The organism is Psychrobacter sp. van23A (assembly GCF_030845275.1).
Taxonomy (GTDB): domain Bacteria; phylum Pseudomonadota; class Gammaproteobacteria; order Pseudomonadales; family Moraxellaceae; genus Psychrobacter; species Psychrobacter faecalis.
The window spans coordinates 1,248,813-1,263,409 of sequence record NZ_CP132595.1; the positions used below are offsets into that span (position 1 = coordinate 1,248,813).

The 14,597-nt window shown below is 44.5% G+C and carries 10 protein-coding genes; 6 read left to right on the forward strand and 4 right to left on the reverse strand.

The window, feature by feature from the left end:
* Positions 1-290: 290 nt before the first annotated feature.
* Entirely contained in the window at positions 291-1,019 is a 729-nt protein-coding gene (locus RAH45_RS05395; protein ID WP_191691580.1) for a glycerophosphodiester phosphodiesterase, read from the reverse strand.
* A 383-nt stretch (positions 1,020-1,402) separates the two neighbouring features.
* On the opposite strand from RAH45_RS05395, the gene RAH45_RS05400 reads away from it, so the two are divergent.
* A complete protein-coding gene (locus RAH45_RS05400) occupies positions 1,403-2,371 on the forward strand; it encodes a hypothetical protein (protein WP_191691582.1) in 969 nt (322 codons plus the stop codon).
* 135 nt (positions 2,372-2,506) lie between these two features.
* On the opposite strand, the gene RAH45_RS05405 is transcribed toward RAH45_RS05400, so the two are convergent.
* On the reverse strand, positions 2,507-3,106 hold the full coding sequence (locus tag RAH45_RS05405; RefSeq protein WP_306495752.1) for a cob(I)yrinic acid a,c-diamide adenosyltransferase: 600 nt from the start codon (positions 3,104-3,106) through the stop codon (positions 2,507-2,509).
* A 250-nt stretch (positions 3,107-3,356) separates the two neighbouring features.
* On the opposite strand from RAH45_RS05405, the gene cysS reads away from it, so the two are divergent.
* From cysS to pdxH, 5 genes are all read left to right on the forward strand, one after another.
* Positions 3,357-4,817, forward strand: coding sequence for a cysteine--tRNA ligase (cysS, locus tag RAH45_RS05410; RefSeq protein ID WP_306495754.1), 1,461 nt, complete (start codon positions 3,357-3,359; stop codon positions 4,815-4,817).
* A 165-nt stretch (positions 4,818-4,982) separates the two neighbouring features.
* Positions 4,983-7,025 carry a mechanosensitive ion channel family protein gene (locus RAH45_RS05415; RefSeq protein WP_306495756.1) on the forward strand — a complete coding sequence of 681 codons (2,043 nt, stop codon included), beginning with the start codon at positions 4,983-4,985 and terminating at the stop codon, positions 7,023-7,025.
* Between the two features lie 373 nt (positions 7,026-7,398).
* Positions 7,399-8,871: an IMP dehydrogenase gene (guaB, locus tag RAH45_RS05420; protein WP_068405659.1), complete on the forward strand. Its 1,473-nt coding sequence runs from the start codon at positions 7,399-7,401 to the stop codon at positions 8,869-8,871.
* Positions 8,872-9,287: 416 nt separating this feature from the next.
* Complete coding sequence (glmM, locus tag RAH45_RS05425; protein WP_191691594.1) at positions 9,288-10,658, forward strand: phosphoglucosamine mutase; 1,371 nt, start codon at positions 9,288-9,290, stop codon at positions 10,656-10,658.
* A gap of 63 nt (positions 10,659-10,721) precedes the next feature.
* On the forward strand, positions 10,722-11,381 hold the full coding sequence (gene pdxH, locus RAH45_RS05430) for a pyridoxamine 5'-phosphate oxidase (RefSeq protein ID WP_306495910.1): 660 nt from the start codon (positions 10,722-10,724) through the stop codon (positions 11,379-11,381).
* A gap of 129 nt (positions 11,382-11,510) precedes the next feature.
* Here pdxH and RAH45_RS05435 read toward each other — a convergent pair whose 3' ends face one another.
* Positions 11,511-12,806, reverse strand: coding sequence for an HlyD family secretion protein (locus RAH45_RS05435; protein WP_198328141.1), 1,296 nt, complete (start codon positions 12,804-12,806; stop codon positions 11,511-11,513).
* 99 nt (positions 12,807-12,905) lie between these two features.
* Positions 12,906-14,594 carry an MFS transporter gene (locus RAH45_RS05440; protein ID WP_191691596.1) on the reverse strand — a complete coding sequence of 563 codons (1,689 nt, stop codon included), beginning with the start codon at positions 14,592-14,594 and terminating at the stop codon, positions 12,906-12,908.
* Positions 14,595-14,597: the final 3 nt, after the last annotated feature.

Sequence of the window (14,597 nt, forward strand, 5' to 3'; positions counted from 1 at the left end):
ATGATATTAATTTCAGCCTCCATATTACCCTAAAAGACTAGTAAAGTGAACAGTTATACACTAGAAAAATATTGCTAAATAACAATAACTTGTAGGAGTTATGGTAGTGATTAACCCAAATAATCCCTTACTTATCAGCAATTAAGTGATAGTGTAAGTAAAAAGATAAATATGTGTGCGATAGAAATGTATAAATGACTATCGAGCCAATTAATTAGCTGGCTTTTTTCAGCCATTTTCAAGCAAGTTTTTTGAAATATGACAAAAAGATAGGTAAGAAGTTCACTTACTTAGCGCGTGAGAAAATAGGTTGGATAATCGGTGATGATGACGTCGACTTGCCACGTAATAAGTTGTTTAATCGTTTCGCTATCATTGACGGTCCACGCGCTGACTGGTAAGTGATAACGATGACAGTGCTTAATGACTGCTTGAGTCAGCAATAGATAGTGAATACCTAGCTGGACGCAGCCAAGTTGCAGGGCAGTTTGCGGTGCGCTTAGCAAAGTTTTAGGGGTGCGAATCAGTAAGCCACGCGGAATGTGTTGTAAGGTTTTATTGCGTTGCAGCCTTGCGTGTAATTCGACATCGAAGCTGGTCAGCGCTATAGGCAAGCTGGCAAGAGGACTATCGATTAAATCTTGCATTAATGCCTTTATTAATTTGCCGTAATCCGTGCGCTCATGCGTCTTAATTTCAAGCTCAATATAGCCAAAACCTTTTAGCACGGATGCTATTTCGGCCAAAGGGGTAATCTGATGACCGGACTGCAAATAGCGCCCAATCTCGGCAAGACTCAACTGGTCAATGCAGGATTGTTGGGCGCACATGCGTAGTAAATTATCATCATGAAAGACCAGCAAGTGACCATCGGCGCTTAATTGCACATCAAATTCAACGCCTATCAAACCCGCGCTTTGTAGGTTTTGCGCCACTTTAAAGCCTGCTAAGGTGTTTTCTAGCGCTTCACCGCGTGCGCCGCGATGGCCCAATAAAAGGGTATTTTTAAAATTTATCATTATTAATAGCTATCAAAAATTCTTATCGCTATCATATCGTCTCTGCAAAATGGGGTCTAATAAAATATTTATCTGAGAACAGAAGCATTACTTAGATAGTGTAGTTATGAGTTGCAGCTACGACATAAAATATGTCTTTGTAGCTTTTTTGCAACCAAAGCAAGGTTTTGTACACAATGTTGGACGTTATTTGTATATCAATAGGCTACACTGATGACCATTTAAATCAAACGCCGTATAATAACGTGGTTTTCAAAAATTGCATGGCAATCTTTACTATACCGTCGTTACCATTTAAATGTCATGATGCGCGTGTAAGTTTTTGAATGTTAAAACACTGGCCGTCATTGGCGGTACGAATCAGGAAATTGGAGCAAAAAAAGATGAGCGTAGCAAATAAGAGTTTGAGCAAGTGGTATAAGGTTGCTGGTATTGGTATCGCCTGTAGTTTGGTACTTACAGGCTGTAACCGCTCAGAAAAAGAAGAGACCACAGAAACTGCCGAGCTAACCGAAGAGGCCGCCACTAACGAAAACGCTGCTGCTACAGCGGTAAGTTGTGATGATCCAATGGTACAAGATCGCCTCAAATCAGCCTTAAAAAATACGCTCAATCAACAAGCGCAAACCTTGGCAGCAAGTTACGCTAACGATGCTGAAATTGCTTTAAATGGTGGCGTTGTCAGTGGTAAAACCAATGGTATCGTCATCGATGTACAAAACGCTGCGGTATTACAAGCTACAAATGATAATGGTATGACTACCTGTCAGGCGAGTGTCAGCATGACTCTGCCAAGTGAAGACTTATACCAAGCCAGCCAGCTGCAATCCGCTAACAATCAGCCAAGCTTACAATCACGCCTAGCCAATGATAATATCCGTATCAATAATAACATGCTCGTTGACGATGCCTTTACGTATGTTGTTGGTACCCAAGGCGGTCAAGTACGTACGCGTATCGCTGGACAGCCAGCACTGCTGACCGTGGTATCAGAAGTAGTGGCAGGCTCAGCCTTTCAGACAGCGCTAGAAGAGCAGCGTGCCGCGCAAGCAGCCGAACGCCGCCGTCAAGCGGCACAAAACAATACCGAAAACCAAACTCGCCAACCAAGACCGGTAACGCCAGCGGCCCCTGTACGTCCAGCTGAGCCTGCGACGCCACCGACTGTCAATCAAAATAGCAGCAGTCAAAACAGTAGCCAGAACACGAGTAATCAGGATAATCAAAGCAATAACCAAGCTGCCCCAACGCCTAGTACTACAGCGCCTGCGACTCCAGCTGCACCTAAGTCAGTCCCTAAAGATGACAGTATCGATATGGTGATTATCGAAGATAAAGACGCGACTTATTAATTATTTATAAGAAGTCAGTTTCTATTGTTTAAGCCTAGCGTTTGAAATTCAAAAGCCCGCAACTATCGTAAGTCGCGGGCTTTTTGCTTGAATGGATTTTTAGCGGTTAATTTTTAGCAGTCAGTAAAAGCTAAACTATTTATTCTCAGCGAATTTTTGTAATACTTGACTGTCCCATAGCACTTCAGAAACTTGCTCAGGGTCGGTGCAAAAACGCGCAGCGACGAACAGCCAATCAGACAGGCGATTGATAAAGCTAACTGCTGTTGGACGAATGGCTTCTGGTCGCTGCTGCTGCAATAGCACCGCTTGACGCTCAGCTCGGCGACAGACGGTACGGGTGACATGCAATTGGCTGACCAACACTGAACCTGTTGGTAGGATAAAATCTTTTAGCGCCGGCAAAGTGCTATTCATCGCGTCAATCTGTTGCTCTAACCATGCAATGTGCGCGCTATTCACGCCTTCATATTCTGGCATGGCAAGCTCGCCACCGATATTAAATAGCAGATGCTGAATAATCACTAATGCTTGGGCAAAGTCGGCTTCTTTTGTCGCTTCAGTCGAGTTTTGCGCCAACTGCGCGCGTACCAAACCAATATGTGAGTTGAGCTCATCGACATCACCCATGACGCTAAATAGATTGTCCGCTTTACTCACGCGGCTGCCATCTGCCATGCCTGTGGTACCGTCATCGCCAGTACGTGTATATATTTTGCTTAAACGATTGCCCATGTTTTATCCTTAAAGGTTAGTGTTTGTTAAAAAGTCAGTATTTTTTAGCATTGCGAATGTTAGTTATGCGCTCATTGTAGTATTTTACGAGCATTTTCGCTAAGATAATGGGTTAAGTTTTATACTGCTACTTTTTCAAAAATAATAATGACGCTAAATATTGTTATAAATAAGCGTTTTCATTATTTAAGTGTGCAGTAAGAATATTTTCGTTTCACTCTTATCTTTTTTATCAAAAGGCTTTTTTACTATGACCACACCTCTTGCAGACGCGATGTCTCAGCTTGCCATTTATGACTCACTCAACGGACGCAAGCAGGTATTTAAGCCGCTGGTTGCGGGTAAAGTCCGCATGTATGTGTGCGGAATGACGGTCTATGATTATTGTCATATCGGTCATGCGCGAGTGGTGGTTGCTTTTGATATGGCGGTGCGTTGGCTTAAGCAATTGGGCTATGAGGTTAATTATGTGCGGAATATCACCGATATAGATGACAAAATCATCGCTCGCGCAGCCGAAAATGGCGAAGAAATTGGCGCATTAACGCAGCGCTTTATCACAGCGATGCATGAAGATTTTGCGGCCCTTGGCTGCTTAGCACCCGATGCTGAGCCACGTGCGACCGATTATATCGATGAGATGCAGCAGATGATTGGCAATTTGGTCAGCAATGACTATGCGTACGCTGGCGATAATGGCGATGTCTATTATGCGGTCGATAGCTTTCCAGATTATGGTAAATTATCCAAGCGTAACTTGGATGATATGCAGGCGGGCTCACGCGTCGATGTCGAAAACGACAAGCGCAATCCGTTTGATTTTGTATTGTGGAAAGCGGCGAAACCTAGTGAGCCACAATGGGCATCGCCGTGGGGTCAAGGGCGTCCGGGCTGGCATATCGAATGCTCGGCGATGTCAACCAAATGCCTTGGTGATACCTTTGATATTCACGGCGGCGGGCATGACTTACAGTTTCCGCATCATGAAAACGAGATAGCGCAATCTGAGGCCGCGACGGGCTGCGAGTACGCACGTAATTGGATGCATGTTGGCTTTATCAATGTTGATGGCGAAAAGATGTCCAAATCGCTAAATAACTTCTTTACCATTCGCGATGTGATTGCCAAGTATCATTCTGAAACGGTGCGCTTTTTCTTGTTATCAAGTCACTATCGCAGCCAAGTCAACTTCTCAGACAAAGCCTTAGATGAAGCGCATAATAGCCTAAGCAGATTATATCAAGCATTAAAAGCGGCTGAACAGCAAAAAGGACAAACACTCACTATCGATGATGCGCTAACAAACTCTGCTTATGATAGCGCGGCAGGACAAGACTTTATCAAAGCCATGAATGATGATTTTAATAGCTCAACGGCTATTAGCGTATTATTTGGGCTGGCACGTGACATTAATAAAGCGCTCAAAGGCGAAGATGCAGAGGCTGCATGGCAGTTGGCGCAGCAGCTTAAAGCTTTGGCGCAGACATTAAATATATTGCAGCTGCCGGTACAGCAGTTTTTACAAGCGGTCGTGGGTGAGGCGCAAGAAGGCGGTTTGTCCGATGACGCTATCGATGGATTAATCACCGAGCGTGCCGATGCCAAAACCAATAAAAACTTTGCCCGTGCTGATGAGATACGCGAGCAATTAAAGAATGCGGGAATTGAGCTTGAAGACAGCCGTGCGGGTACGACTTGGCGCCGTGCTTAAATCGTATTCTAGCTATAAGCAATTGTATCAATTAACATTTTACCCTCAAATTAAGTCAGCTTTATGCTGGCTTTTTTTGGTTCAGTGCATTAGCTTTATCTTATATTCAAAATTAATGCTTAACTCTACTAAATCATTTCATTAATCAGCCTAGAACCTTAACGTATGAAACATTCCTCTCAGTCTTTGATTGCTAAAAATATCCAAGCTTCTAACATAAGCGATGTAATCAACGCTGACTTTTTTGATTGTAAGAATTTAAATACTATTAAAGGTAGGCAGAAATTAACCGTGAGGCATTTGAACATACGTCATTTTATTTCCAGTATTTCCGTCATTATCCTAATTATTGTCTATCTGCCGGCTTATGCGGCTAGTCATTCAGCGAATGACAATGCAACGATCAACAATCAAAACGAAACACCTGCGCCCATCACCGACGCGCCAGAAAATATCGTTGACTATGCATCGCAACGGATTGATAAGCTCAAAAAAGAGGGCGTCAGTGTCTCTGCGCTTGCTGAGGAGGTCATTAGTCCGTTTGAGAAAAAAACCGAACAGCAAGCGGGGGTATTACAGGGTGATTCCGGTCTGACTGGCGACTATAACGAAAGTTATTATGCCTTAAATAAGCTCAATGTCGGCTTGCCGCCACTATCTGAGCCACCGAATTTATCGACACCACTGGCAACACTAGAGTTTTTTCAATCGGCAGTTATCAAGCAGCAGTATGATTTGGCCGCTTATGCACTCAATATGAACTTGATTGACGAGGAGTTGCAGCGTAATCAAGCAATAGAGCTTGCCAAACAGCTCGATTTTTTACTAATGGAAAAAAAGCTGTATGCGTTTGATAAGTTGCCTGACCGTCCTGATGGTTTGATAGAACCGCCGCTTGGTAGTAATAATAGTATCCAAGGCATCCCTCGGCGCTCAATCCAGTTGGGTTATATCGACTATCGAGATCGCCGTGTACCGCTGCATCTTGAGCGCGTACGTATCGATGACAGCCCGCCTTTTTGGGTGTTTTCCGCGCAAACGGTCGCCAATATCAATAAGCTGTATGAGCAATATCAGCCTGCCAAGTTTGAGCGCTATTTGCCCGACTGGACCAAATTAAAAGTCTTTGGCATTGCCATTTGGGAATTTATCGCTTTATTTTTGTTCTTTTTCTTTACCATGGGTGCTGGTTGGTTGCTCAGTAAAGCCGCTGGTAAACTGCTCAATTGGTACGTTTTAGACAAAGAGGGCAATCGGCTCGCCACCATTCATCATAACGGCGTTGAGGACTTGGTCAATAAGCTGACTGTGCCTTTGACGTTTACCATCAGTTTTTCCGCTGTTTATACCTTGGTATCGGGCGGTTTTCCTTACTTAGATGCGCTTGCCTCATCCACACGCCCCATTATTTGGATTGGGCTGGTGCTGAGCGCTATGTGGCTGGGTACACGCGCCATTAATTTCTTTGCCAATCGTTATAAAGATTTGCAAATCGAAAATTTAAGCGAAGAGCAGTTTGATAAAGGCCGCAGTCGCCGCACCTATGTGTCTATTTTTCGCCGCGTTTTTATCTTTGTGATGATTTTAGGCGGTATTTGGATAGGTTTGAGTGAATTTACCAATATTGATGGTTTGGGTAAAACCTTACTCACCTCGGCAGGGATTGCGGGTGCGGTGATAGGTATTGCCGCCCAGCCTATCTTGGGTAATATCATCGCAGGCATGCAAGTCGCCATTACCCAGCCGGTGCGTATCGGCGATACGGTGATGATGGAAGGCGAGTGGTGCACAATCGAGGATTTGGGTTATACCTATGCGGTACTAAAAACCTGGGATGAGCGCCGTTTGATTGTGCCGATGCGGCATTTTATCACTGAGATTGTCGAGAACTGGTCACATACCGAGTCGCATCAAATCTCAGTGATTTATTTATATGTCGATTATGGCGCCAATATCGAAGCGATACGACAAAAATATATTGAGCTGGTCAAAGACAGTGAGCTATGGGATAGTGACACCGAGCCTGAGATGTATACGGTATCGGTAACAGAGACCACTATCAAGCTACGCTGTAGCCAAGCGTCCGATAGTCCACTCAATGCTTGGTTACTTGAATGTGAAGTACGCGAGCAAATGCTAAGCTACTTATATAGCGAACAAAAGGATTATCTACCAGCGGAACGTTTTATCGTTAAAACAGAAACATAGTAACGATGTAAGAGCATGGCAAAATAAAGGCATCATCTAGCAAAATAAGCTGACAAATATGTTATGCGAAGGCTTGCTTTATTTGTTATAATATGGCGTTATTTTTAAGGGATAATTCAGTTATTAAGCGTCGGGTAATCAGATGTTAGAAGGTTTAGAAGCGCGATATTAGCAACTCTACTTTCCTAAGCATTTTATTACCGCTGATAAACAGATAACATGCCGAGTGATATCCGTATTTAAGGTTTGTTCCTCATGGTTTTTTCACAATTCTAGCCGCTTTATTTTGGCGTATTGATTTTGATAAAGCTTTTGTTTATCGACGTGATACTGCATTGCCCACCCATCAAAATAACCACCACTAGGGGTCTGTATGTTGCGAATTGTCGATGAAGCCTTAACCTTTGATGACGTTTTATTATTACCAGCTTATTCTGAAATCCTACCAAAAGCTGCTGATTTAACGACCCGCCTAACCAAAAATATCACTTTAAACTTACCGATGATTTCGGCTGCGATGGATACCGTCACTGAATCTGAGATGGCCATCACTATGGCGCAGCTTGGTGGTTTGGGTATTTTGCACAAGAGCATGGATATCGATAAGCAGGCCATGCAAGTACGTCGCGTGAAAAAATTCGAAGCGGGTACAGTTGTCGATCCTATTACCGTGCACCCAGAGATGACCATCGGTGAGCTGTTAAGATTGACTCAAGATAACAATATCTCAGGGGTACCTGTGGTTGAGAAGGGTACCGATAAAGTCATCGGTATCGTAACTCATCGTGATTGGCGTTTTGAGACCAACTTATCATTACCTGTCAGCCATATCATGACGCCAAAAGATCAGCTAGTTACTGTTAAAGAAGGTGAAAGTAACGAGAATATCAAAAAACTTCTTCACGAGCACCGTATCGAAAAAGTGATTGTGATTAATGATGATTTTCGTTTGCGTGGTCTGATTACGGTCAATGATTTCTCTAAAGCAGAAAATAACCCTAATGCTTGTAAAGATGAGCAGGGTCGCCTGCGCGTTGGTGCGGCTGTCGGTACTGGCGCTGATACCCAAGCCCGTGTTGAAGCTTTGATTGCCGCTGATGTCGATATCATCGTTGTTGATACTGCCCATGGTCACTCAAAAGGCGTGATTGATAAAGTTTCTTGGATTAAAAAGCACTATCCAAACGTTCAGGTTATCGGCGGTAATATTGCCACAGGTGATGCCGCTAAAGCATTACGTGATGCCGGTGCAGATGCCGTTAAAGTAGGTATTGGTCCTGGGTCTATCTGTACCACGCGTATTATCGCGGGTGTTGGTATGCCGCAAATCTCGGCAATCGATAGTGTCGCAAGCGCGCTACAAGGCAGCATTCCACTGATTGCTGATGGCGGTATTCGTTATTCAGGCGATATGGCCAAAGCCATTGCTGCCGGTGCGTCGTGCATCATGGTTGGCTCATTGATGGCGGGTACCGAAGAAGCGCCGGGTGAGGTTGAGCTATTCCAAGGTCGCTACTATAAAGCCTATCGCGGCATGGGAAGCTTGGGCGCGATGTCAGGTCAAAACGGCTCATCAGATCGCTATTTCCAAGATGCCAAAGATGGGGTAGAAAAACTGGTACCAGAAGGTATTGAAGGCCGCGTACCTTATAAAGGCCCAGTTTCTGGTATTGTCAATCAGATGATGGGCGGTCTACGTTCATCGATGGGTTATACTGGTTGTGCGACCATTGAAGAGATGCGTACGAAGCCGCAGTTTGTCAAAGTCACTTCAGCAGGTATGAAAGAATCTCATGTCCATGATGTGCAGATTACCAAAGAAGCACCTAATTATCGCGTTGATTAATCATTTCTTAACGCTAGTTATGTGTAGGTTATCGGCTCTGTAGCGTTGCCGTGAGACCAAGATACAAACAGCCAACAATGCTTTGTTATTGTTGGCTGTTTTTTTTGTAAAATACAACATTAAACTCTTCTATCTATAACTTAGACGCCTTTTTATTATTTAGACGCCTTGTCTAGGTTTAAGGCTTATACTTGATGTGTTTTAAAAAAACTTCGGCATTGCTGGAGTGAATTTTTAGTAGCCTTAAAAAGGACAAGGCGCATAGAAAGAGAGCAAAAAAAGAAAATTTATAGCAGCAGACAGTTTTAAAAGGGTTTCTAAAAAAGCGATTGTCTATAAATTAAGCTTCTTTTAAACCAATGACAGTCTGGGCGCCCGTTTGATTTTTTACTTTATAAAATTGAGGAATAATAATAATGAGTTACTTTGGCACTGATGGTATTCGCGGAAAATTTGGTGAGTTACCGATTACCCCTGATTTTATTTTGAAGTTAGGTTATGTGACGGGACTGGTGCTGATAGAAAATAATAATAATCCTGCGCGCAAACCCAGTGTGGTGATAGGTAAAGATACGCGTCTGTCCGGCTATGTGATTGAAGGGGCGCTGCAGGCGGGCTTTAATGCGGCTGGGGTTGACGTCCATATGCTAGGGCCGCTACCGACGCCTGCTATCGCGCATTTGACCCGCAGTTTTAACGCCGATGCTGGTGTGGTGATTTCTGCTTCGCACAATCCTTATTTTGATAATGGCATCAAGTTCTTCTCAGGTGATGGCAAAAAACTGACCGATGAGATGCAAAGCGCAATCAATGATAAATTGACCGCAATTATGGATGCCTCAAATTCCGCTAATAATGCCATCATGCCAATTCTAGATCCGGCGCAACTGGGCAAAAACAATCGTATTAATGATGCGAAAGGGCGCTATATCGAATTTTGTAAAGGTAGCTTCCCTTATCAATATGACTTAGATCATTTGACCGTCGTCGTCGACTGTGCCAATGGGGCTGGTTATAGCGTTGCGCCACGCGTTATGCGTGAGCTTGGCGCCAATGTTATCGCAATTAATAACAAACCCGATGGTATCAATATCAATGCCAATTGCGGCTCAACCCATCCTGAGAGTCTGCAAAAAGCGGTACTCGAATATGAAGCCGATGTCGGTATTGCTTTAGATGGCGATGGTGACCGTATCGTGATGGTCGATGAAGCCGGTGAGCTGGTCGATGGCGATGGTATTTTGTATGTACTTGCTACTCAAGGTCAAACCAAAGCTGAAGGCGTTGTGGGTACCTTGATGAGTAACATGGGTTTAGAGTTGGCGTTAAAAGACGCGGATATCGCCTTTACCCGTGCAAAAGTTGGCGACCGCTATGTCATGCAAGAGCTTGAAGCCAAAGGTTGGATATTGGGCGGTGAGCCATCTGGTCATATTTTATGCTTGGATAAAAGCCGCACGGGCGATGCCATTATCGCAGGCTTACAAGTGCTGGCAGTGATGCAAGCACGTGGTAAGGCACTTAGCGATTTGACCGAAGGCTTTGAAGTGTTACCACAAAAACTGGTCAATGTGCGCTTATCGCAAATGCAAGATCCGTTTGAGCATGAAGAGCTTGTCGCAGCTTTTGATAAAGCGCGTGCTACTTTAGAAGGTCGTGGTCGCCTGCTTATCCGTCAGTCAGGTACAGAGCCGATGATTCGGGTCATGGTTGAGTCAGACGATGAGATAGAATGTGATGTGATGGCCAACGATTTGGCCGATAAAATCAAAACGGTTTTAGGCTAAACGTCTTGGTTAAATACACTTATATTAATAATATTTGAAAGTTAGCGAGAAACAATCATGAGTATGGATTTTACCGATCAGCGCCTATCGTATGAGAAAGGGCAACTCGACCAGCAGTCAGTACCAGATTCACCATTTGAGATGCTACACGCGTGGATGAATGAAGCGATAGCAGCAGAAGTGCAAGAACCTTATGCGATGAGTTTAGCGACGTGCGGCGCAGACAATAAGCCCAGCGTGCGTATCGTTTTGCTGCGGGAGATTACTGAAAAAGGCATCGTGTTTTATACCAATTATGAAAGTGCCAAGGGTCAAGATATCGCTGAAAATCCCAATGCCGAAGCGCTGTTTTTTTGGCATAAGCTTGAGCGTCAAATCCGTATCAGCGGCAGCATTGCTAAAATAGAGGCTACTAAATCCGCGGCTTATTTCCAAAAACGTCCGCATGATAGTCAAGTGGGCGCGTGGGTTAGCCAGCCGCAAAGTGGTGAAGTTGCCAATCGCGAGGTCATGGAGCAAACGTTTGAGCAGTTGCAAAATGATTATCCAGCAGACAGTCAAGTGCCAACCCCTGAGTTTTGGGGTGGCTATGAGATTACGATTGAGAGCATCGAGTTTTGGCAAGGCCGTGCCAATCGTATGCATGACCGCATTGTTTATACGCAAGATAAGAGTGGCACGGGCGACGCGGCAAAATGGACAACCAAACGTTTGTTACCATAAAATTAGCTCATTTAAGCTAAAATCTACTGAAAATAAGATATTGCAAAAATCAAAAAGCCTCTTTAAACCTAACACGCTAGGCATTTAAAGAGGCTTTTTTTGCGCTGATTTTTAGCCTAATTTCTTGCATTAACTTCTTGCTTTGGTATCGACATTCACTGACACTGACATACCTGGACGTAACTGCGCAAGGTTAGGCTGGCTTTGGTCTAAATCAATTCTAACAGGAACGCGCTGGGCAATTTTGATATAGTTACCCGTCGCAGGATTGGCCGCGCCGGCACTAAATTCGCTGCCCGTTGCAGGCGAGATATTACTGACATGACCACTAAATTTGGCACCGCCAAGGGCATCGACATGAATGGTAGCGGGCTCACCGATACGCATATTGGCTACTTGCGTTTCTTTAAAGTTAGCAATAATCCATACGCCTTTTGGTACGATATACATCAGCTGCGTACCTGCGCTCACGTATTGTCCCTCTTTGACACTGATTTGACTCAGCTGCCCAGATTCTGGTGCCTTAATAACGGTATTGTCTAAATTAATCTGAGCTTGCTTAGCACCGGCTTCTGCACTCTTAATATTGGCATCTAAAGATGAGCGGCTACCGCTGGTCTTCTCGCTTGCCTCACGAGCCACTTGTAAATTCGCTTCTGCTTGTTGCACGTTGGCCTGCGCTTTTGCAAGTTGCGCTTTGATATGCGCCACTTCTGCCTTTGAGACCGCGCCGATAGCGTCTAAACCTTGATAGCGTTTGACATCCTCACGCGCACTGTCGACGCTGACTTTAGCACTATATAAGTCCGCCTCGCGTGCTTCGATTTGCGCTTGGCTGGTTCCTGTATCCTGCGCATTACTAGCGCGATTGGTCACAGCGATTTCAATGTTTGCCTGCGCTTGCTCAAGCTGCTGCCTAAAAGTACGATCGTCTATTTTGATTAATAAATCACCTTCTTTAACATTGGCAAAATCCTCAACCGCCACCTCAGTCACGTAGCCAGATACTTGCGGACTGATAATGGTGGTTTGGCCTTTAATAAAGGCATTATTGGTCTGCTGGACCGTCGGAGTAAAAGGCGGCAGCTTCCAAGCGTACAAAATTAAGGCCACGCCAATCACAATCAAGGCGATTAGTATGCCTAAATTTAAATAAGATTTCTTCTTTGGCGACCAGCCGTCGCTGCTAGGAATCGGCTCCTTTGGCGGCATGGACGACTCATCACTGTCAGTAAGATTATCATTAACAGTACTCTCGTCATTAACAATACTCTCATCGTTTACGAGCCTGTCGTTAGCTGATTTATCTATATTGACCACAGCACTTGGATGATTTGTTGCATCAGGAGCATGATTGTCGTTGGTTAGCGCGTCAGAGGCAGGCTTAGGGTTTTGGTTAAGCTCATCAGATTTTTCTTGACTCATGCCGCGCTCCTAAAGTTTGAATAGTTATCATAAGTTTTTTGCATTAATTAATATGTTAAGTGGCATTTTTAAATGAAGAAAATGCTTTAATTATTCGGGCTATTTTGCTTCGCGCATTTTTGCAATCGCTGCCAATTCTTTAGCCAATGGATTACGTTTATGGTAGCGATGATACAAGTAATTTAGTAATAAAATCAGCGTTGTGATGGAGGCGATAGTTGCCATAAGAAAAAATAAATCAGCATAGGCGGCGACAGTCGCTTGGCGCTGAATGCCTTGCAATACTTGTCCCATCGCTGCGACATTTGCTTGATTGGCATCCGTGATTTGGGTAGATAACATACGACCTGCGCCTGCAACTTGTGCCATTAAGGCCGGATCGCCCAAATTAAGCGAGCTGACCATATCAGCGTAGTGTATCTGTGTACGTATGGTGGTAAACGCTTGAATCGCTGCCGCGCCTGCAAGTCCGCCAATGGTCTGCGAGATGCTAAAAATAACCGAAAAACTAATAATGTAAGCGGGGCCGTTAGCGATAGCGCGAAACATCCCTTCAAAAACCATGGGACCCATAAAATAGACGGCAGCAAAGGCAATCATAAATTGACTGACATAAAACATATAAGGGGCAGAATTTAGCGAAATATCTGTATCTAGCCAGGCGCCAACCGCAATCAGGGCGACAGCGAAAATGACTGGACGGCGTAAATCCATCGCATTGGTCCTAAAAATACTGATGACCAAGGCCAGAACGCTGGCGGCAAGTATCACCGCATAAAAGGTAATCAACTGATCATTTCCGTAGCCCAAATTGGCCAGTAAGCCAGCTGCACCGACATTTTGCTCGGATAATAAAATACGCATCACCGCGCCGGTTATCGTAAAAGCGATGATATTGCGGCTACGCATCCAGCGCACTTGTAACATTGGGTTTTTACGGTGCGTTTCAATCCATAAGGCGATGCTAATTGTCACCACCGCGATGATGAGCGGATAGCTCAGCCAAGGCGTCGTCCACCACTGGATACGCCCTTGTACCAAAAAGACTGCCAACGCTGCAAGTCCGCTGGCAAAAAACGCAAAGCTTAAAAAATCCAGTTTTTCGAATACTTTTTCGGTATTGCCAGGTGGTAGCTCTAAGATATTAATCAGGGCAAAGCAAATCAGGGTTAAGCCCAATTCAAACAAAAATAGCGTTTCAAGCTGGCCGTCGACCGCAAGATATGGCGAGATAATCCTTGAGAGAGGAATGCCAAATTGTACTAAGCCAAACCCCAAAATCAGACCGCTAATGCGTTTGGCGGTTGGCATACCTTGCAGGCAATAAAAAATAGCCAATACCGTCATGGCACTAGCAACCATACCACTTAAGCCGCGGGCGATGATTTCTAGATAATAAGGCTCAATGATAATAGCGCTGGTGTCTAAGAGATGGCTACTGACTAACCATTGTAAACTGGTGGCCGCCAACAGTGAGAACAGGGTGATTTTGCTAAAGAGCGCCATACCAAATTGCTGACGGATTTTGTATAGCAGCACGGTGATACAAGCATTGGTCATATTATAGGCGACCGATATCCAGCCACCTTCGACTGGCGTCAAGCCCATTTCACCTTGGATTTGGGTCAGATTTGCCACCAATAAACCATTTTGAAAGCTGGCGGTGATGCCAATAAAAATACCAATCAATAGATAAAATACTTTGCGGCGCGTAGGATGGTCGGGTGTGGCGGGAGAACCCACCATAAAGGGTTGTTCGTGCGGTTTGAATTGGTATTCATTGCTCATTGT